The organism is Jonesia quinghaiensis DSM 15701 (assembly GCF_000423205.1).
GTDB lineage: Bacteria > Actinomycetota > Actinomycetes > Actinomycetales > Cellulomonadaceae > Jonesia > Jonesia quinghaiensis.
This window is the reverse complement of sequence record NZ_AUHN01000009.1, coordinates 106,294-125,960: the sequence shown is the minus strand read 5'-3', so window position 1 is coordinate 125,960 and position 19,667 is coordinate 106,294. Positions and strand designations below refer to the sequence as shown.

21 protein-coding genes and 5 tRNA genes are annotated in these 19,667 nt (G+C 57.0%); 21 read left to right on the top strand and 5 right to left on the bottom strand.

Annotated elements, in window-relative coordinates; translation table 11 throughout:
- Positions 1–39: 39 nt before the first annotated feature.
- Positions 40–1,275 carry a hypothetical protein gene (locus G538_RS17340; RefSeq protein ID WP_029068977.1) on the top strand — a complete coding sequence of 412 codons (1,236 nt, stop codon included), beginning with the start codon at positions 40–42 and terminating at the stop codon, positions 1,273–1,275.
- A 43-nt stretch (positions 1,276–1,318) separates the two neighbouring features.
- On the opposite strand, the gene G538_RS0108390 is transcribed toward G538_RS17340, so the two are convergent.
- The 3 genes from G538_RS0108390 to rarD are packed head-to-tail and all read right to left on the bottom strand — an operon-like array spanning position 1,319 to position 3,625.
- A complete protein-coding gene (locus G538_RS0108390; RefSeq protein ID WP_035833884.1) occupies positions 1,319–2,125 on the bottom strand; it encodes an HAD family hydrolase in 807 nt (268 codons plus the stop codon).
- A 12-nt stretch (positions 2,126–2,137) separates the two neighbouring features.
- Positions 2,138–2,635, bottom strand: a complete 498-nt coding sequence (locus tag G538_RS0108385; RefSeq protein WP_029068975.1) for a YajQ family cyclic di-GMP-binding protein — start codon at positions 2,633–2,635, stop codon at positions 2,138–2,140.
- A 54-nt stretch (positions 2,636–2,689) separates the two neighbouring features.
- Positions 2,690–3,625 carry an EamA family transporter RarD gene (gene rarD / locus G538_RS15810; protein ID WP_035833957.1) on the bottom strand — a complete coding sequence of 312 codons (936 nt, stop codon included), beginning with the start codon at positions 3,623–3,625 and terminating at the stop codon, positions 2,690–2,692.
- 181 nt (positions 3,626–3,806) lie between these two features.
- Between rarD and G538_RS0108375 the strand changes: the two genes are divergently transcribed.
- From G538_RS0108375 to G538_RS0108355, 6 genes are all read left to right on the top strand, one after another.
- Positions 3,807–3,888, top strand: a tRNA-Tyr gene (locus G538_RS0108375).
- Between the two features lie 207 nt (positions 3,889–4,095).
- A tRNA-Thr gene (locus G538_RS0108370) sits at positions 4,096–4,167 on the top strand.
- A gap of 84 nt (positions 4,168–4,251) precedes the next feature.
- Positions 4,252–4,325: transfer RNA gene (locus G538_RS0108365), tRNA-Met, on the top strand.
- An 80-nt stretch (positions 4,326–4,405) separates the two neighbouring features.
- Positions 4,406–4,576, top strand: a complete 171-nt coding sequence (rpmG, locus tag G538_RS17755) for a 50S ribosomal protein L33 (RefSeq protein ID WP_083775094.1) — start codon at positions 4,406–4,408, stop codon at positions 4,574–4,576.
- 22 nt (positions 4,577–4,598) lie between these two features.
- Positions 4,599–5,057, top strand: a complete 459-nt coding sequence (locus G538_RS0108360; RefSeq protein ID WP_029068974.1) for an FAS1-like dehydratase domain-containing protein — start codon at positions 4,599–4,601, stop codon at positions 5,055–5,057.
- On the top strand, positions 5,054–5,503 hold the full coding sequence (locus tag G538_RS0108355; RefSeq protein WP_342664645.1) for a MaoC/PaaZ C-terminal domain-containing protein: 450 nt from the start codon (positions 5,054–5,056) through the stop codon (positions 5,501–5,503). The genes G538_RS0108360 and G538_RS0108355 overlap by 4 nt, the downstream gene beginning before the upstream one ends.
- A gap of 43 nt (positions 5,504–5,546) precedes the next feature.
- Here the strand turns inward: G538_RS0108355 and G538_RS0108350 are convergent, their stop codons facing one another.
- Positions 5,547–6,662 (bottom strand): LacI family DNA-binding transcriptional regulator, encoded by a 1,116-nt coding sequence (locus tag G538_RS0108350; RefSeq protein ID WP_029068972.1) that lies wholly within the window; start codon positions 6,660–6,662, stop codon positions 5,547–5,549.
- Between the two features lie 154 nt (positions 6,663–6,816).
- Here G538_RS0108350 and G538_RS15805 point away from each other — a divergent pair, with 154 nt between their 5' ends.
- The 7 genes from G538_RS15805 (at position 6,817) to G538_RS0108315 (ending at position 14,558) form a co-directional block, all read left to right on the top strand.
- Complete coding sequence (locus tag G538_RS15805; protein WP_035833881.1) at positions 6,817–8,133, top strand: MFS transporter; 1,317 nt, start codon at positions 6,817–6,819, stop codon at positions 8,131–8,133.
- A complete protein-coding gene (locus tag G538_RS0108340; protein WP_035833878.1) occupies positions 8,130–9,398 on the top strand; it encodes an MFS transporter in 1,269 nt (422 codons plus the stop codon). Before G538_RS15805 ends, G538_RS0108340 begins: the two co-directional genes overlap by 4 nt.
- Before the next feature lie 9 nt (positions 9,399–9,407).
- Positions 9,408–10,694 (top strand): UDP-N-acetylmuramate dehydrogenase, encoded by a 1,287-nt coding sequence (locus G538_RS0108335; protein ID WP_051196776.1) that lies wholly within the window; start codon positions 9,408–9,410, stop codon positions 10,692–10,694.
- A gap of 113 nt (positions 10,695–10,807) precedes the next feature.
- A complete protein-coding gene (locus G538_RS0108330) occupies positions 10,808–12,238 on the top strand; it encodes an MFS transporter (RefSeq protein WP_029068969.1) in 1,431 nt (476 codons plus the stop codon).
- Positions 12,239–12,289: 51 nt separating this feature from the next.
- Positions 12,290–13,303 carry an alpha/beta hydrolase gene (locus tag G538_RS15800; RefSeq protein ID WP_051196774.1) on the top strand — a complete coding sequence of 338 codons (1,014 nt, stop codon included), beginning with the start codon at positions 12,290–12,292 and terminating at the stop codon, positions 13,301–13,303.
- A complete protein-coding gene (locus G538_RS0108320; RefSeq protein ID WP_029068968.1) occupies positions 13,278–13,640 on the top strand; it encodes a GntR family transcriptional regulator in 363 nt (120 codons plus the stop codon). Before G538_RS15800 ends, G538_RS0108320 begins: the two co-directional genes overlap by 26 nt.
- Positions 13,641–13,694: 54 nt before the next feature.
- The gene (locus G538_RS0108315; protein ID WP_029068967.1) at positions 13,695–14,558 is read left to right on the top strand and encodes an MYG1 family protein; all 864 of its coding nucleotides are present in this window, start codon (positions 13,695–13,697) and stop codon (positions 14,556–14,558) included.
- Between the two features lie 31 nt (positions 14,559–14,589).
- Here G538_RS0108315 and G538_RS0108310 read toward each other — a convergent pair whose 3' ends face one another.
- Positions 14,590–15,627 (bottom strand): adenosine deaminase, encoded by a 1,038-nt coding sequence (locus tag G538_RS0108310; protein ID WP_035833875.1) that lies wholly within the window; start codon positions 15,625–15,627, stop codon positions 14,590–14,592.
- Between the two features lie 132 nt (positions 15,628–15,759).
- On the opposite strand from G538_RS0108310, the gene G538_RS0108305 reads away from it, so the two are divergent.
- From G538_RS0108305 to rplA, 7 genes are all read left to right on the top strand, one after another.
- Positions 15,760–16,260 carry a flavodoxin domain-containing protein gene (locus G538_RS0108305; RefSeq protein ID WP_029068965.1) on the top strand — a complete coding sequence of 167 codons (501 nt, stop codon included), beginning with the start codon at positions 15,760–15,762 and terminating at the stop codon, positions 16,258–16,260.
- 175 nt (positions 16,261–16,435) lie between these two features.
- Positions 16,436–16,508, top strand: a tRNA-Trp gene (locus G538_RS0108300).
- A 121-nt stretch (positions 16,509–16,629) separates the two neighbouring features.
- A tRNA-Trp gene (locus tag G538_RS0108295) sits at positions 16,630–16,702 on the top strand.
- A 65-nt stretch (positions 16,703–16,767) separates the two neighbouring features.
- Positions 16,768–17,055, top strand: a complete 288-nt coding sequence (gene secE / locus G538_RS0108290; protein ID WP_029068964.1) for a preprotein translocase subunit SecE — start codon at positions 16,768–16,770, stop codon at positions 17,053–17,055.
- A gap of 222 nt (positions 17,056–17,277) precedes the next feature.
- The gene (gene nusG / locus G538_RS0108285) at positions 17,278–18,138 is read left to right on the top strand and encodes a transcription termination/antitermination protein NusG (protein ID WP_029068963.1); all 861 of its coding nucleotides are present in this window, start codon (positions 17,278–17,280) and stop codon (positions 18,136–18,138) included.
- Between the two features lie 129 nt (positions 18,139–18,267).
- Positions 18,268–18,702 (top strand): 50S ribosomal protein L11, encoded by a 435-nt coding sequence (gene rplK, locus G538_RS0108280; protein WP_029068962.1) that lies wholly within the window; start codon positions 18,268–18,270, stop codon positions 18,700–18,702.
- Positions 18,703–18,785: 83 nt separating this feature from the next.
- Positions 18,786–19,496: a 50S ribosomal protein L1 gene (rplA, locus tag G538_RS0108275; RefSeq protein WP_029068961.1), complete on the top strand. Its 711-nt coding sequence runs from the start codon at positions 18,786–18,788 to the stop codon at positions 19,494–19,496.
- The last annotated feature ends 171 nt before the right edge of the window (positions 19,497–19,667 follow it).

Sequence of the window (19,667 nt, the reverse complement as noted above, 5' to 3'; positions counted from 1 at the left end):
GACGCATAAACCGCGCCGCCCACGCACTAAAGTGTGAGGGTGCGCTGGTCAGATACCCCCCGAGTCGAGCAAACCCTTCTTGTCGTGTTTTTGCTGTGTCTTACTGCTGCCGCTGGAATCACGCCGTGGAATGCTGAGACACCACTGACTGCATCTGAACTGGGATGGAGTGGCATGCTCGCGAATGTCGTGAGCGCGATCATTTTTACACTCTGGTGCTTTTTGGTTGTGCTGATCTGGTGCCAACCAGTCACTGCCCTCATTGTTGGTACGCCTATGATGTTGCTGAGCATTCTCGATATCTTCCATCCTGACTTACAACACCCTCTGTCCATTGTTCTTAGCCTAGGAATGGCGCTGTCATGGGTGGGTGCTCTTGTCGTCCTGGTCAAGCGGCACAGCACCATGAAGCGGGTTGTGTCGCGTGCTGTTTCTCATGGAGCGCCATTACAAGACGATCTGGCACACTACGTCTTGGGTCAGATTGACATGGTCACGGTGGGGCGCCGCAGCATTGTCACCGTTGCAGTAGTACTCCTCGCAGGTGTCGTGGCGTCAGGTATGTATATGTCTCATGTCATCGAACAACGCAATCAGGCTCAATGGAAGCTAGCTTCCATCACCGCTGTCGGAGAAAGTACCGTGACAGTGGCCCAAGACAACGGTGGAACATGCACTGTGTCAGTGGTGGAGAGCCACACGGTGGGGGATTGGGTGCCAACTCTGATATCCGAGTCATGGTGCGAGATCACAACCCAAGGGGAGTACCACGACCCCACTTTCGCAGTGGCGATTCTTTGTGCAGTGTTCCTTTTTGGTCTCCTCGGCTTTCGATCCTGGTATGTGACTCCTCGAAGGGTGCACCGTATCGTCACACAAGGGGTGGCCACCCAGTGTGTGGGGGCTGTCGATGGTCGCCGTTTCCCGCTACCAGGAGTGCGTTGGGGGCGTATGCCACTGATGACCATCTCAGTGCCGTGGAATCACGCTGAAGTCACCGCGCCACGGAGCCCTTACTTGATGCCAGGGGGCCTTGATGGTGGGCATCACGCTGTGATTCAGGCTGTGGCGCTCACCAAAGCCTGTGGGTGGTCCCACGGCTTGCGGATCTTCCTGAACGAGTTGGCGGCAGATGCCAAACCGTCCGCAGCTACACCACACAAAGAGACCGCAAGTATATTTCTGATGGATCCCAAAAATCCTCGCCGTGGAGTGCTGTTGTATCGCACCGGTGAGATTTTCTGGGTGAATCTGGTGTTGGCGCAACAGCGATAGTTCGGCGGTGGGTCACAAACATGCTCACCCACCTGCCTACGTGCTATCCCCGAGTAGGTAAGTTGTAGAGGTCCGCAAGGAACCGGGCGACACCATCGTCATCGTTGCTGGTGGTGTGGGCATCGGCATGCGCCTGTGCGTCCTGGTGTGCATTTGCCACTGCCACACCAAGACCAGCCCACCGCAGCATCGGGATGTCGTTGGGCATGTCACCAAAGGCCACAACCTCGTGCGCGCTAACACCGTGACTAGTGGCCCAGCGCTCAAGTGCGGCGGCTTTTGTCACACCTGGTGCCGTCATTTCGGCCAAGCCGTGTGCCCCTGAATAGGCGAGGAGGGCACGGTCGGCAACAACTTCTGAGACATGGGTGAAGAACTCATCGTCTTCCATGCCTGGGGAGCGTGCCAAGAGTTTGCCAGTAGGTTCGTCTCTCATCGTCTCAACGGAGGCAATGAGTATGCCGTGTTCCAGTGCTGAGGGCACCGCAAAATCTGCCTCTCGAACAGCACCACTGACACGCTCTGCGGCGAACGTGACTGCGGGCAGCCGCTTACGCAGGTCCCGAACGATGCCCGCCACAGCATCGTAAGTAAAGCCCCGCACTTGCGTGGCTTGTTGGGCACCAAAATCCCACACGCAGGCACCATTAAGGCAGATCGCGCGCCCGTGAGCAGGGGCAATGTGGGCGAGAGGAGTCATCCACCGCGGAGGGCGGGCAGTGACAAAAACCACCTGGACGCCACGCCGCTCAAGGTCCTGCAACACGTTCCTTGTGAAATCAGAAACGGTGAGGTCACGACGAAGCAGTGTGCCGTCCAGGTCGGTGGCAACGATGCGGGGCAGAGCCATCAGCGCGGCATATCAGCGGTAGTTGGTGAACTGCACCGCGAAGTCGAGGTCAGATTCCCGCAGTAGTTGCTGAATGGCTTGGAGGTCATCGCGTGACTTTGAGGTTGCGCGAACTTCCTCACCGGTGATTTGGGTTTTCACTCCCTTTGGGCCTTCTTCACGGATAATTTTGGTGACCTTTTTCGCGCGGTCCCCGGCCAACCCTTCCTTCAAGACCCCCTCGAGGCGGTATTCCTTGCCAGAGGCCTGAGGTTCACGGTCATCGGTGTCGAATGCTTTGAGTGAAACGTTGCGCTTGATGAGTTTTGTTTGGAAAACATCAAGGACAGCGAGTACTCGCTCAGAGGAGTTTGCGGTCAGGACAATCTTTTCTGTCCCAGACCACTCAATGGAGGCTCCCGTGTTTTTGAAGTCGTAGCGCTGCGAGATTTCTTTCGCAGCCTGGTTGAGCGCGTTGTCCACCTCTTGGCGGTCAACCCGCGACACGATGTCCATTGATGAGTCAGCCATGAAAACTCCATCGGTTAGCAGGCGGTGAGCCTGAGCGGTCTTGTGGGGGAGAGTCTATGCGAGGTCCACTGTATCGGTCACGCGGGGTTGGCGCAGTCGGCTACTGCGTGCTTGGCGCACCGCATCGATCGTGAAGAACGTCAGCGCCACCCACACCAGCGCAAAACCGACCCAACGTGCTGTGGGCATCGGCTCATGAAAAACCAGATAGCCGATGATGAACTGCAGCGTTGGCGCTAAATATTGCAAGATGCCCACGGTTGCCAGCGGTAAGCGTCTCGCTGCGGTGCCGAACAGGATGAGCGGGAGCCCAGTGACGATGCCTGAGGCAAGTATCAGCCCCAGGTGGGTTGGTCCGTGAGCGGCAATACTCAGTCCGCTGGTTGTGCCAATGAGTACGAGCAGTGTCACTGCAACAGGAGTGGAAATGATCGTTTCTGCAGCCAAACTCGTGATGGAGTCAATGTGCCGACCAACTTTCGCTTTCACGAGTGAGTACAGCCCAAAGGAACAAGCAAGCACCACTGCGATCCACGGGAACCTGCCCAACCCGGCGGTCATGACAAGTACTGCGGTTGCGCCAATACCTAAGGCCACCCATTGCAGTGGACGGATTCGTTCCCGCAACACGATGACGGCAAGCAAAACGGTGACGAGGGGATTGATGTAGTACCCCAACGATGTGTCGAGGATGTGCTTGGTTGATACCCCGTACACGTAGACCAGCCAGTTGATCACAATGAGCAGTGATGCGGCTGTCAGGCTGAGCCAGGCGGGGCGCGCCGCCCGCCACCCAGTGCGCAGGGTGCCTGTTATTGCGAGGAGTGCGAGGCAAAATATTGTTGTGAACACGATGCGCCACGCAATGATTTCCCATGGTGAGGCTGCGTCAATGGCGGCAAAGTAAAAGGGTAAGAAACCCCAGATGACATATGCCCCTATTCCAGCCGCGAGGCCTAGACGCACAGGGGAGGAGGGGGCGGTGTTCACATCGTTGATCCTAGTTCGCGTTGTGGTGTTGCGGGGTGGCAGGGTCGAGGTTGTGGAGTGTGACCACTGACTCACCGCAGGAGCGGGGTGACGATTTTTCATTTAGCCGATGATTGAGTATTGTTAATTCTGCTCGCAGGCAGCGCAACGTTAATAGCGTTGGGTTGAATGAGAGTGGATCGGCAGCTTGCCCGAGCGGCCAAAGGGAGCTGACTGTAAATCAGCCGCGTTACGCTTCGGGGGTTCGAATCCCTCAGCTGCCACATATTGACGGGGAGAGTCTTATGACTCTCCCCGTTTTTTGTTTTCCTTTCGTTCGGTGGGGTGTGTTAAAGGCCTCACAAGGGTGTGTTTATCCGTTTTAGTTGGCGTATTACGGCCATTTTCACCGAGTCGGAAATAGGGTGACCACCATCACCTGCTCTGGGATTTGGTGTTGATGCAACAGAGTGTGTAGTCTTTTTCTCGTTGCCCCCGTAGCTCAGTGGTAGAGCGCAATCTTGGTAAGATTGAGGTCACGGGTCCGATTCCCGTCGGGGGCTCTGTTGATGCTCGAAAGCACGGCGTGCCATAATGGAACGTCGTTGCTTTGGCGTCACAGGAAGATCGTCTGGTCTTCATCACGAGGCGGGATAGCTCAGTTGGTCAGAGCGCACGGCTCATAATCGTGAGGTCGCGGGTTCGAGCCCCGCTCCCGCTACAAATTCATTCCATGCACGCTACGGCGTGCTTTTTATTCGATCCGGCTGCGCCCAATACGGCGCGAGAGGTGGCACTACCGTGGCAAGCAAGAGCTCTGACGTTCGCCCGAAGATCACGCTCGCATGCGTGGACTGCAAAGAGCGCAACTACATCACCAAGAAGAACCGTCGCAACAACCCAGACCGCCTGGAAATGGCGAAGTTCTGCCCACGTTGCGGCAAGCACACTGCACACCGCGAGACTCGCTGATTCACGCGGAGGGTTAACACCTGTGTCGATCAACCACGACTATGTTGGCCGTGAGTACCCACGTACCACTGCTTACCAAGTAAGTCGCGAGAAGATCGCCGAGTTTGCCCGATCAATAGGCTCTCAGAACCCCGCCTGCCTCTCTTACGAGGCAGCGCGGGGTTTTGGCTACCCTGATGTCGTCGCGCCCACCACGTTCGCTGTGATCATTGCTCAGCGTGCTGAAGCGCAGTACATCGAAGATCCGCAAGCTCGTGTTGATTTCAGTCGAGTAGTTCACGCTGACGAACGATTCTCCTACAGCCGCCCGATTTTCGCTGGAGATAATCTGGTCACTGTGCTCCATGTTGAGCGCATTGTTGAACGCGGCGGACTAGCAATGGTGACTACACGGTGCGACATCTACGCACAAGGCAGCGATGCTGATGAGCATGTGGTTACTGTTCGGTCGACACTGGCCGTGCGTGGGGAGGAGTCATGAGCGAGATGCCACAACTTGCCGGGAGTGTTCCCGAATTTGATTCTCTAGAACTACGTGCTGTGGTTGCCCAGCGTACTTACGCTGTCGAGCGGTCAACACTAGTTCGCTACGCCGGGGCAAGTGGCGATTTCAACCCCATCCACTGGAGCGATCACATCGCAACGAACGTGGGGCTCGACAGTGTCATTGCCCACGGTATGCACACCATGGGAGCCGCGACCAGTGTGGTAGAGGATTGGGTCACAGACCAGCGGGCCATCCTTGACAGCCAAACGCGTTTTGCTCGCCCCATCCCGGTGCCACATGACGGTGAAACGAGCGTTGACGTCACTGCGACAGTTGGGCTCCTTGACGCAGATAAGCGTCAGGCGCGTATTGATCTCACAGTGGTTAATGAGGGCAACAAGGTGCTTGCCAAAGCACAAGTGCTGGTGCAGTTACGTTAAGTAGCGCATCGCACTTCATCAAGACACCCACCGCGGGGCCAGCTCACTGAGGAGCTGGCCCCGCAGTGTTTCCTGCCACAAACTCAACGTCAAGAACTTCTTGACGGATGGCACCGTGCTCCAACAACGACACAACGATAGAGCCGATCATCTCGCCTTTGCCGGGTAATGGTTGGCGCACGGTAGTGAGCCGGTCACCGCCCAACCAGGGAAGATCCACACCGTCAAAACCGGTCACGGATAGCTGCCGCGGAACATCGAAACCCATCTCGCGTGCTTGCTGGAGAACACCAGCGGCGAGCAGGTCTGATTGCGCCATGATCGCTGTGGGGAGCACACCATCGGGGTATGTTGCTGGGTCAAGAAGCGCGCGCGCTGCTTGTTGCCCATCTTCTATGAGTGACGAGCGAGCTTGCCATATTGCGGTTGGGGTGACACCAGCGTCTAATACACCGCGGAGTCGAGCGCGGCTCGGTAGGTGATCCGTTGCTGGGTCTGCTTGTGCATCACCAGCAATGCGGTCAGCCGCAATACTCTGTGAGGAGACTAATCCGGGCGCATCGCCGGTATTTAACGACAGAGTCACACAGGCAATGTGCTGGTGACCAAGGGATCGTAGATGCTCAGCCATTTTCCGCATGCCCGTGCGGTCATCGAGTCCAAGGTGCGGTGCTCCGTCGATACGTTGGCCTTCTGCGATAACAACGGGGATGTTGCGTTGGCGCATAGCGCGGTAGGCAGGGTCGTTTGTGTTTCCACCCCACAGCAGGATGCCTGCGTCCATGGCAGCAGTTTGCACAAGGGGGTGGGTGCCATGTTCATTGTGTTCTTCCGAGTCGCCTGGGATAAGGAGAACGCCGAGACCATTTTCTCCCAGCGTGCGGACCAATCCATCAAGTGATGACACCAAAACTGGGTCCCGAAAACCTCGCCTGATGGCATCGCCAATCACAACCCCTACGATTCCGGTTTTCCCGGATCGCAGCTGACGTCCCAGTGCCGATGGGCCAGTGTAGCCAAGTTCTTTGGCTGCTGTGAGGACTTTTTCGCGGGTGGTGACAGCGATGGGACCAGACTCTGAGAACGCAAGGGAAGCAGTGGATATAGACACACCTGCACGGCGGGCCACTTGCGACAGGGTGGGTCTGGTGGCTGACATCGCATCGCTTTCTCTGGTTTTTGCATTGACTCGGTGGTTGAACTCGCCGACTATATACATAGTAGAAGTCGAATCGATTCGATTCTTGCAGACGCCGCACCATTGTGAAAGGGATACCACGATCGCCGCTCCACCTTCCCCTCCCTCATCAGGGGTGATTGAACCTCGAATCCAGCAGGCCCGCTGGTCCCTCATTGTGCTCTTTGCGCTGCTTGGATTGTCCTACTCCAGCTGGTTGGGGCGGTTGCCCACTGTCAAAGAGCGCCTTGCGCTATCTGAGGCAGAACTCGGGCTCGTCTTCCTCGCTGGAGCAGTGGGCTCCCTGGTGTGTGTCACCTTTGCGGGCAGCCTCGTGCAACGCTTCGGCGGACGAACACTACTAACTGTCAGCGCTTTTGGTATTTCGGTGGCTTTCCTCCTTGAAGGGTTGGGTCCAACCATCGGGTCAGTGGAACTTCTTGCGTTAGGAATCTTCCTCAACGGATGTTTTGTTGCCCTGACAAATGTTCCACAAAATGTTGAAACTGCTGCAGTGGAACGGCGCATCGGCCGCGCAATTTTGCCGCACTTCCATGCTGCCTATTCCATCGGTGCAGTTCTTGGGGCACTCATCGGTGCGGCCTGCTCTGCCGCCAACGTCCACATCATGGTGCAACTTGGCGCGACCTCAGTCATCGCACTGATCGTGCGCCTCATCCTTATTCCCCGAGTCATTGTTGACACCGAACTGACCCCACATGAACGGTGGGACAGGGCACTCAGTGCTCGCAAACGACGGGTCGAACGAGTCGAAATCAAAGCAGGCATTGTCGTTCCCACGGAACCGCGCACCCTTGCTGTTCTCCTGAGATCGCGCCGCGCATCGTTGGGTTCTGCGCTTGGAGCGTGGCGTGAACGACGCACCCTGCTCATCGGTGTAGTGATTTTTGCTGCCGCGATGTCCGAAGGGTCAGCCAACAACTGGTTAGCAATCGCCGTCGTGACTGGATTCGACAAAACAGAATCCACTGGAGCGATCATGCTCAGTGTGTTCCTGGTGTCCATGACTATCGTGCGGCTCGCCGGCACACGCCTCATCGACCGGTACGGGCGGGTTGCCGTCCTCGCCGGGTCTGGTGTGACCTCGGCAATCGGACTAGTCCTGTTTGGTGTTGCCCCATCCTTCCCACTCGCCATCGTTGGGATTGTGCTGTGGGGTGCAGGGGCGGCACTTGCTGTCCCGCTCGGTATCTCTGCTGCCTCAGATGACCCACTGAAAGCTGCGGCCAGAGTCTCTGTCGTGTCCGCTTTCGCTTCCACCGCTTCGCTGGCAGCCCCACCGGTGTTGGGTTTCGTCGCTGACGTCACCGGCACCCGGTTAGCCCTCACCCTGATCGTCGTCTTCCTCATCATCGCTGTCCTTGTGTCGCGCAACGTTGCACCGCTGCCACGTACCGCAGCCGTTCACTCATCAGGAGAATCCACCCCATGACACCTGTGCTACCTGAAGCTCGCATTCTTGCGCGGGCCAAACTTGCTGTGTACACCACCTTCTTTGTGGTGGGTTTTGTGTTTGCGTCATGGGCTTCACGGATGGTTGCTATCCGTGACACCCTGGACTTCCAACCAGAGCAAATGGGAAGGCTCCTGCTGGTGGGTGCGGTGGGGTCAATATTGGCCCTACCGGTATCGGGGTGGGTTGTGCAACGCATCGGCGGGCGCCGAACCATCATCGTGTTTTCCATCGTGATGTGTGGCGGGTATGGCCTGACCGCAACAACACTGGGAAGCGTTCCCATCATGATGACAGGTCTGTTCCTGTTTATCGGGGGCATCGGCATGGGGGTCAATGACTCCGCAATGAACTTTGAAGGGACCCGGGTCGAGGGGGCGCTCAAACGCTCCATCATGCCCCGATTCCACGGATTCTTTTCCCTTGGCACAATGGCGGGTGCGCTCGTTGGAGCGCTGGTTGCTCGCAACGGCATCACGCTGATGCTGCACGTTGGCATCGCCATCATTGTCGGATTTATCATCGTTCAACTTGGCGCCCGGTGGCTGCTCCCCGCAGGGTTTGATACCCAAGACATCGATGTGACATCCCCTGCACCAGCGGTAGGTGCACCCGCCCCCCTTGAATCCCCACAGTCTGCTCTTGCTCAACCTAGTGTGTGGGCGGCTTGGCGTGAGCCGCGCACCTGGATGATCGGGTTAGTTGTGCTCGCTGCAGCGCTGACTGAAGGCGCCGGAAACGACTGGATCGCACTAGGCGTTACCGACGGGTTCCACGTCACCGAAGAATGGGGATCACTCACCCTCTTTATCTTCTTGACCTTTATGACAGTGGCCCGTTTTGCAGGCACCACCCTCATCGACCGCCTGGGGCGCGTCACCGTGCTAAGGATGTGCGGTATTAGTGCGATTGTTGGGCTCATTCTCTTTGCCTTAGCGCCGTGGATGTGGCTCGCACTTGTCGGCGCAGCACTGTGGGGCTTAGGTGCAGCCCTAGGATTCCCCGTCGGGATGAGTGCAGCAAGTGATGATCCGCGGCAAGCAGCAGCACGCGTCGCTGTTGTCGCCACCATTGGTTACGCAGCGTTCTTTGCTGGTCCACCACTCCTTGGCGAGCTTGCCGCTCACGTAGGGTACCGAAACGCGATGCTCGCCATCATCGTGCCAGCAGTGGTCTCCGTGATTGTCGCTTTTGTCGCTCAAGCCAAACAACCACAGAACACGAATGCCACCAGCGAACGGTAGGGTAGACGGGTGACTTCACCGACGCATCCTCGCCCCACAATCCTCGACGCAGCCCGCAACGATGTGCGTTTCAGCGACCTAACAACACTGCGAGTCGGTGGCCCCATCGCCACCTACGTCGAAACCTCCACGCACGATGACCTGATTGCCGTAGTGGACTACGCAGACACCCACAACATCCCCCTCGTTGTCCTCGGTGGCGGGTCCAATATTGTTGCCGGTGATGCCCCATTCCCCGGCATCGTCGTGCGTGACATCCAACAGGGTGTGTCAGTCTCTGCACAAGATGCCTGTGGTGGCGCTTCAGTCTCCGTCCCTGCAGGTCACAACTGGGACGCATTCGTTGACGAAGCGATCACCCGCGAATGGGTTGGTGTGGAATGCCTCGCAGGTATCCCGGGCACTGTAGGAGCTGCACCAGTACAAAACATCGGCGCATACGGCCAAGATGTCTCCCAAGTCATCTCCTCCGTGCGAGTGTGGGACCGCGAAGAACGCAGGGCCAGGATGCTTGCACTCTACGAACTGCAGTTCGCCTACCGGGATTCACTACTCAAACGCAGCATGACCCAACCGCCAACTGACGGCGAACGCCGGTGGGGACCAAGCCCGCGGTACATCGTGCTAGAAGTGTCCTTCCAATTCCGGTTAGGAACCCGATCTGCCCCCGTGGCATACCGGGAACTAGCAGCACGCTTAGGCGTGCAGATGGGGGAGCGGGCAGACACCCGCCAAGTTGCTGATGCAGTCTTAGCGCTCCGCGCTGGTAAAGACATGCTGGAGGATGCCGTTGGTCGGCCACACGTAGCCGACACCCCAGGAGTTCGCGCGACACCAACCCAGCCTTCTCCTGCAGACCAACCTCACGACGCTGAACCTCGCTACAACCGGTGGAGTGCGGGATCTTTCTTCACCAACCCCATCGTTGACGCCACCCGCGCGCAAAGTCTCCCCCCAGGAGCGCCACGGTTTGACGTGCGAGGCCAAGAATCTGAGGGAACAACAGGACCATCACTGGGGAAGGTCGACCCAACACGGGTCAAAACCTCCGCCGCGTGGCTCATCGAGCACGCCGGATTGTCAAAAGGATTCACACTCGACACCAACGCCCCAGCAGGGCTATCAACCGTACACACCCTCGCCCTAACAAACCGTGGCGGAGCCCAAGCCGCTGACATCGTGGCCCTCGCAGAACACGTTGTGACCACAGTTCGTGAAAAGTTTGGCATCACACTGCACCCAGAACCTGTTGCCATCAACATCAGCAGCGCGGCGTTTCAACACCCCAGTGAATAACCATCACAAACGCCACACCAACAGCCTTGTGGTAGTGATCACACAACTTTTCCGCTGATTGTCTGTCACCTTAGCGTCGCCTCCGCGTCACTTCAGTAAGCAACAATGAGCAGATGAGCGCACCTCCCCACGCAACCGCCACACCCACACCAGTACAACGGCGCACAATAGCCGCCTGGTCTGCATGGGACTGGGGTTCAGCCGCATGGAACGCCGTGATCACCACGTTCGTGTTCACCACCTGGCTCACCTCATCAGCTTTCGCCCCCACTGACATTGCTGAACAAGCAGCAAACACCAGCGACCCAGGGCATGCCACAGCCAAACTCGAGGTCGCCGGCATCATCGCGACACACACCACCTGGCTGAGCTGGGGAACAGCGCTCGCAGGATTGGCTATTGCGCTTATCGCACCTGTCCTGGGTGCGCGGGCAGATGCTGGGGGGCGCCGGAAACTGTGGCTGGGGATTAACACCACCGCAGTGGTTATCTTGTCGATGCTGTTGTTTTTTGTGACTCCAGATCAAGAAAATCTTTCCGGCAACGTGGTCCTAGGTATTGTGATTTTGGCCGCTGGGAACATCTTCTTTGAGCTAGCTTCCGTGAACTACAACGCGATGCTGAACCAGATTTCCACGCCAACAAACCGCGGCCGTATTTCAGGCATCGGGTGGGGAGCAGGGTACCTCGGGGGCATTGTGCTCTTGGTGATCGTGTACTTTGGCTTGGTCGAACCAGAAGTCGGTGTCTTTGGTATCACCGGTGAAAACGGACTAGATATCCGGGTGGCAGTGTTGTTCTCAGCGCTGTGGTTCGCAGCATTCGCGATTCCCGTGTTCCGTGCCGTTCCAGAACAACCCAGCGTCGCAACTGTGCCACCCACAATCATGGCGTCCTACCGCAAAGTGGGCGCTGACATCGCCCGCTTGTGGCGCACCGACCGCACAACCCTGCGCTTCTTGTTTTCGGCAGCGATCTACCGCGATGGCCTAGCCGGGGTTTTCCTCTATGGGGGCATCCTCGCTAGTGGAACCTTCGGTTTCACCAGCGGTGAAGTTATCCTCTTCGCCATTGGTGCGAACGTGGTCTCAGGGATCGCCACCATTGTGTTCGGGTTCCTTGAGGACCGGGTTGGTGCGCGCTTAGTGATTATTGGTTCCCTGCTCGGCATGATCGTGTCCGGACTAGTGGTGTTCCTCGGGCACAACGGTGGGCCCACAATCTTCTGGATCTTCGGTTTGATGCTGTGCATTTTTGTTGGCCCAGTGCAATCAGCGAGCAGGTCCACTGTTTCTCGGCTTGCAACGCCCACCACTGAGGGGGAACTCTTTGGTCTTTACGCCATGACTGGTCGTGTTGTGTCCTTCCTTGCGCCCTTGAGTTTCGGGGTCATGGTGGCGATTTTTGATGAACAACGCTTCGGCATATTGGGCCTTATTGCGATTTTGGCCGTCGGGCTTGTGCTTGTGTGGCCGCTCAACCTTATGGGGCGCGATCGCTCTACAGCCCACCGTGCCCCCATAGAACGTCACATCACTGACTGATGACCAATGACCTGTGTGCATCAAAGAGTGTGCCACCAGTAGGCTGACACTATGTGGCAGAACGACATTCTTGGCAGCCCCTGGCGTGCACTCACCACCACGCTTCCACCGATTCGTGGGGCGCAAGTAACTGCAACTCTGGTCAGCACTGAACATACCCTTCATCGACCACCAGGGCGCACCACCGCCGTGCTCTACCTCCACGGATACAACGACTACTTCTTCCAACGTCATGTTGGTGAATTCGTTGAATCGCAAGGCCTTGGGTTTTTTGCCCTAGACCTCCACGGCTATGGCCGGTCAACTACTGATGAAACCACCCGAAACGACTGCCATGACCTGCGCGAATACGGCCACGACCTAGCCTGGGCAACCGCACAAATCAACGCTGCAGGCTACGACAAACTCCTCATCATGGGGCACTCCACGGGCGGGCTTATCGCCACGTTGTGGGCGCACTCCGCCACCGGGCGGCGCACCGTGGATGGCCTGATCCTCAACTCACCGTGGTTCGATCTCAACCGCCCATGGTTCGACCGGGTGATCGCCACAGCGATGCTGGACGCCGTAGGCCATCGAGTCACCGACTACATCATCACTAATGACCCGTCGCCGTACACGGACACGCTGCACACCTCCACGGGAGGAACCTGGGAGTTTGATTTGCTCCTCAAACGTGCTGAGCGCACACCAGTGCGCGCCGGATGGCTCCGTGCCATTCGTGCCGGGCACGCCAGGCTTTCCCAAGGGCTTGGGTTAAACATCCCCGTTCTCATTGCCACCAGTGCCCGAAGCGCCCACTGGAACTCCTCGCCCCAAGAGTTAAAGTCCAGTGACATTGTGCTTGATGTCAACCAAATCCACGCACGCGCAGACAAAGTTGGGTACAAAGTCACTACTGTGCGCATCGACGGTGGAGTTCATGACCTCTCTTTAAGCGCACCTGGCCCACAACAGGCTTACTTTGATGCGATCTCCCACTGGCTGGGAGACAATGGTTACACCGAACCAGGTGCGATCAACCAAGGAGCACAATCCCATGATCCAACTCGACCTGACGTCTGACGTACCACCGTTCACACAGATCAAACGCCAGATCGTTGACCACATTGCGCGTGGTCAACTGCCTGTTGGAGACAAGCTGCCCCCTATCCGTGTCTTGGCACAGGAACTGGGTGTTGCAGTGAACACGGTGGCGCGTAGTTACCGGGAACTTGAAGATGAAGGCTACGTCATCACCCAGGGGCGAGCCGGAACACGGGTGAGTGCCCGTGCAGTGTCCAAAGAACTTGCGTTAGCCCAGCACGCTCGCGCATATGTGGCGATTGCTCGCGAGGCCGGAGCCACAGACGACGAAGCATTAGATGTGGTGCGCACGTACCTCAAAGAGATCACTCAGTAACCGCCTAGCCTGTACTTTTGTGGGTGATCACGGCACAACCCGTAGAGTTGAACCGTGATCATCGCAACCCACAACGGCAAGTTCCATGCAGACGACGTCTTCGGCGTGGCTCTCCTCACGGAGATTCACCCTGATGCGACTATCGTGCGCACCCGAGACCCTCAACGCCTCGCCGAGGCTGACATCGTGCTTGATGTCGGTGGTGAGTACAACACCGAAACACGGCGCTACGACCACCACCAAAAATCATCTGGTGCCCGGCCAAACGGCATCCTGTACTCAGCTTTTGGTTTGCTGTGGCAGGACTACGGCCGCCAATGGTGTAACAACGACGACGTGTGGTTAAAAATTGACACCCGACTAGTCACTGCCATTGACGCTGTCGACAACGGGCAAGACCTCTACTCCCTGACAGACTTTGGTATTCGCCCCTTTGACCTTTCCGAATACCTCGGTTTATTCAACCCCATTGGCGATGATGAAGACTTTGATAGCCAGTTCACCGTTGCGGTCGAGTTGGCGCGAACCATTCTTCACCGGCTCAAAGCAAAATACGTGGCAGTTCTCGATGCTGAACGCTACTTCCAGCAAGCCTATGCGGCGAGCCCAGACCGCCGTTATGTCATCTTGGAGCGGTACATCCCACACGGTGGGATCTCCTCCAAGCAACCAGAGCTGTTGTACACGGTTTACCCAGGAGCGACGGGGAACTGGACCATTCAAGCGGTGCGCCCAGACAACGCCCAGTTCTCCAACCGCAAAGACCTCCCCGCTGCATGGCGCGGTCTCAATGGCAGCGAACTAGCTGAGGTCACAGGTGTGGCCGATGCTGTGTTCTGCCACAAAGCCGGTTTCATTTGCGCAGCTCAGACGCGTGACGGAGCACAAGAACTACTCCGCCAAGCGCTCGAGGCCTAAAACGCTTGTGACCGTGCCGGGGCAGGTTCGGTCAGGAGTCGGAAGGCTCTGGTGGGCTCATCAACCACTCATCGATGTCCACTAGCGCCGCATCGATAACACTGCGTGGCGCGCGGCTTGCTAACAGCGAATCGCGCGCCAGTTGTGCAAGTTCAGGGTCTGTGAAGCCGTGAACATTTCTGGCAGCTTCATACTGAGCAACCAACCGCGACTTAAACAACAGCGGGTCATCCGCACCAAGCGCAACACGCACCCCAGCATCTACCAGCGTCCGTAATGGGACGTGGGCGTCATCCTGATACACGCCCAAACTGACGTTGGAGGCCGGGTTGACTTCACAGGCAATACCAGCGGAAGCAACACGATCCAAAACCCGCTGGTCCTCAACAATGCGTACCCCGTGCCCGAGGCGATCGGGGTGAAGCTGATCAAGGACCACCTCCACATGGTCCGCACCTAACAGCTCACCGCCGTGGGGGAGTGATGCTAAACCGGCGTCTCTGGCCATTCGGAACGCGTAGGCAAACTCGCTGGTGCGTCCGCGCCGTTCGTCATTAGACAGGCCAAATCCCATCACGTCGCCATCGGCGTCACCTGCATATTTCACGGCGAGCCGGGCAAGGGTGCGGGCTTCTAGTTGGTGTCGCATCCGTGAGGATGCCACCACAATGCCAACAGAAACACCCATTGCTCGCCCTGCGGTGCGGGCTTCATCCATCACAATCTCTAGTGCTGGTGTGATGCCTCCAACAAAGGGGGCATACGAGGTGGGGTCAACTTGGAGTTCTAGCCGGCGTGAACCTTCCGCAGCATCATCGGCAATAACTTCGCTGACAACTCGGCGCATATCCGCTTCACTGCGCACACATGCTCGTGCCGCGTCGTATAGCCGCTGGAACCGAAACCACCCGCGAGAGGTGGCAGGTAGACGAAGCGGAGCATCTGTGGTGACCCCCTCGGGTAAGCGTATGCCGTGCTGACGGGCGAGGTCAGCGACAGTCGAGGGGCGCATCGAGCCGGTGAAATGGACGTGCAGGTGGGCTTTGGGGAGCAAGCGGAGATCGCGCATGACCAGAGTCTGCCACAGTGATTGCGATCACGAGTAGCCAGCACAATCTTCGGGACCTCCGGCCCAAGGAAAAGACGCGTGTTCAGGAAAGACTAAAGAACATACATCTCATTTATTCGTGGAGGGGGAATCATGAAGGTACTCGTCACCGCAGCATCGCGGCACAGTTCAACCCGTGAGATTGCTGCCGAGATCGCCGCGACAATCCGTGCTCAGGGGATCGAATGTGATCACCGTGAGCCAGCAGAAGTTAAAGACCTGTTGGGATACGACGCGGTTGTCCTTGGCTCAGCAATCTACGTTGGTCAATGGTTGGGCGACGCAAAAGACTTCGCAGACCGGCTTGCGCCACAACTGCGGGAACGCAAGGTGTGGCTCTTCTCGTCAGGGCTTGCTAACCAACCCAGCAAAGAAGCGAACAATACCCCTGCTTTGGCGGCGCGGGTTCAGCAAGTAGGTGCAGAGGGGCACAAGCACTTCCCCGGCAAACTCGATGTTCTGCAACTCAGTCTGGCAGAGCGGGCTGCCATCATGGCAGCGCGCGGCAAATACGGCGACTCACGTGACATGAGCGTTGTGCGCGGCTGGGCGATGGCAATCGCTAGTGAAGTAAGCAGTGTCAACGCTTCCTAGGGGTGGGATGCCGTTCAATCACTGAAGAATGTGTGATGTTGACCGCCACTCTCACCCTCAGTTAACACTTTCGTCGGAGATTCGCGTAGTATGTTGAAGGCGATAACGACTGGTGAGGCCATGTGTCATACATGGTGTTCACGCTCTTGTTTGAGAGTTGACGGTTGATATCCACAGGGTAGTGGCGCAATTGGTAGCGCAGCGGTCTCCAAAACCGCAGGTTGCAGGTTCGAGTCCTGTCTGCCCTGCAGTGAAAACCACCCATACAATGTGTATGGGTGGTTTTCTTTACCCCGGAAAGCACCATAAGATTATGGACCAGCGCAGCGTGCTTGTAGACTATGCGCTGACGCGTGGCCACAAGGTCACAGGGCAGTGGCGCAATTGGTAGCGCAGCGGTCTCCAAAACCGCAGGTTGCAGGTTCGAGTCCTGTCTGCCCTGCGCTTCGGTCGTTGTGATGCGCTTGTGCACCGCTAAGACTTGGTACAACGTTGGGATAAAAAGTAGTGAGCGATTCAGCTTCGGACGCAGTCAACGGCGACGTCACACGTGCCCAGAGTGGGTCGTCCTCCTCATCTCGTGGCGGCAAAAAAGAAAAGCGCCCAAACATCTTCAAGCGCACTGGCCGGTTCATCCGCCAGATCGTGACCGAACTCAAGAAGGTCGTCACGCCAACTCGTAAAGAGTTTGGGCGCTATGTCGTGACGGTTATCGTGTTTGTGATTGTGGTCATGGCGTTTGTTCTTGTTGCGGACTGGATCATCAAGATGGGTGCCGACGCGCTCTTTGGTTAAACATCACACTGCTGCAGGACGCCACTCGTCGATTCAGTAACTCACTGCGCACAATCGACTGTGGGCTTTAATGAGTCCCGCCAGATTTGGTTCTGATCACATTTGTCATCAGAGTTAGCCAGAAGCCAGTAAATAATGGAACAATAGTGAGTTGCAGGTTTTCTGCATGCCTCCACAACATCTGGAGCGCTCACAAGCAGATTTAAGAAAGCAGGTTGGCACGTGTCTCAGGAGTCGTACGAATCGACAGAAGAGAACGTAGACGCTCTCATCGACACCACCGACGAGGGCGACGTTACTGTGTCCGAGGACTCCACCGCAGACGCGACCGACGTGACGGCTGACAATGCCGAGACTGAGGCCGACGAGCACGCTGGTGAGCCAGCACAGGAACTCGACCAGAGTGACGCTCCATCCGACGAGGATTCAGTGTCCAGTGAGGCTGCTGAGTCAGAGGAATCTGACGAGGACGGCGAAGCAGGCGAAGAGGACCCACTCGAAGTATTCCGCAAAGAGTTGGATTCCCTTCCTGGTTACTGGTACGTCGTTCACTCTTACGCAGGGTACGAAAACCGTGTGAAGACGAACCTCGGCACCCGCATCCAAAGTCTCAATATGGAAGACTTCATCTTCCAAATTGAGGTACCGATGGAGGAAGTCGCCGAAATCAAGAACGGTCAAAAGAAGATTGTTCGTCGCGTGCGTATCCCAGGGTATGTTCTGGTTCGCATGGACCTCACCGATGAGTCATGGGGTGCAGTTCGCCACACTCCAGGCGTGACCGGCTTCGTAGGGAACACACACCAGCCAGTGCCGCTCACCAGGGATGAAGTTTTCTCCATGCTCTCGCCAATGATCGAGCAGCCAGAGCAGCCTAAAAAGAAGAGCAAGAACAAGCCTGCAGAGATTACTGTGGACTTCGAAGTTGGCGAGTCGGTCACAGTTACCGATGGGCCATTCGAAACCTTGCCAGCCACGATTTCCGAAATCAACATCGAAGCCCAAAAGCTCAAGGTGTTGGTGTCGATCTTCGGCCGGGAGACTCCGGTCGAACTGAGCTTCAACCAGGTCGCCAAGATCTGACCTTGACCTACGAACGATCGCCCGCTTGCCACAAGATGGCTGGCGGGCATCGTGCGGTCGGTCACGAGAAGCTCCGCCCTAGGCTCCGGAAAACCTGGAGCTCAGCACTGTCAATCAGAAGGACCCGAAATGCCTCCAAAGAAAAAGAAGGTCTCTGGACTCATTAAGCTCCAGATCAACGCTGGTGCAGCAACACCTGCACCTCCTATTGGCCCCGCGCTCGGTCAGCACGGTGTCAACATCATGGAATTCTGCAAGGCCTACAACGCAGCGACTGAAGCTCAGCGCGGCAATGTTATCCCTGTGGAAATCACCGTGTATGAAGACCGTTCATTCACCTTCATCACTAAGACCCCACCTGCTGCCCAGCTCATCAAAAAGGCTGCTGGCGTAGACAAGGGATCAGGTGTTCCACACACCAACAAGGTCGGCTCACTGACCATGGGTCAGGTACGCGAGATCGCTCAAACGAAGCTCGAAGACCTCAACGCCAACGACATTGACGCTGCTGCAAAGATCATTGCTGGCACCGCACGGTCCATGGGCATCACGGTTCAGGACTGATCACTTATTCATCCGGCTCATTCGTGAGCCTAGTGGCAGGATCCGCGCGGATCCAGACCACGACTGCTTAAAGGAGACAGCAGATGACAACGCGCAGCAAGGCTTACAAGAACGCGGCCGAGAAGATCGACCGTTCACGCCTCTACACCCCAATCGAAGCAGTTCGTCTCGCCAAAGAGACCGCTGCAGCTAAGTTTGACGCAACCGTTGAGGTAGCGTTCCGCCTTGGTGTGGACCCACGTAAAGCTGACCAGATGGTCCGCGGAACCGTGATCCTTCCACACGGCACCGGTAAGACCGCACGGGTCCTGGTCTTTGCAACTGGTGAGCGCGCTGAACAAGCACGCGAGGCTGGCGCTGACATCGTCGGTGGCGACGAACTCATCCAGAAGGTCGCAGACGGTTTCACCGACTTCGATTCAGCTGTGGCAACTCCAGACCTCATGGGTAAGGTTGGCCGTTTGGGTCGTGTCCTTGGCCCACGTGGTTTGATGCCAAACCCAAAGACCGGAACGGTCACCATGGATGTCGCTAAGGCAGTGAACGACATCAAGGGTGGAAAGATTGAGTTCCGCGTCGACAAGCACTCAAACCTTCACTTCATCATCGGTAAAGCTTCTTTCACCGACGTGCAGCTCGTGGAAAACTACGCCGCTGCCATCGATGAGGTACTCCGTTTGAAGCCATCGTCCTCAAAGGGCCGCTACATTTCCAAAGCGACTCTGACCACAACGATGGGCCCTGGTATTCCAGTTGACCAGTCCAAGACCTCGAAGCTTCTCGAAGAGAACTAGTCGTTTGCACTGAGCAACAAGGCAACACCCAACAGCGGGAGAGAACTGATGTTCTCTCCCGCTGTTTGCATGAGATCTGTCGCTGTGACGCATGCCCCTTTATTGGCTGTTGCATCATGCCAGGCTCTTCGCCTACAGTTGCTCTGTACCCAAGACCGCTGGTTGTCTGAC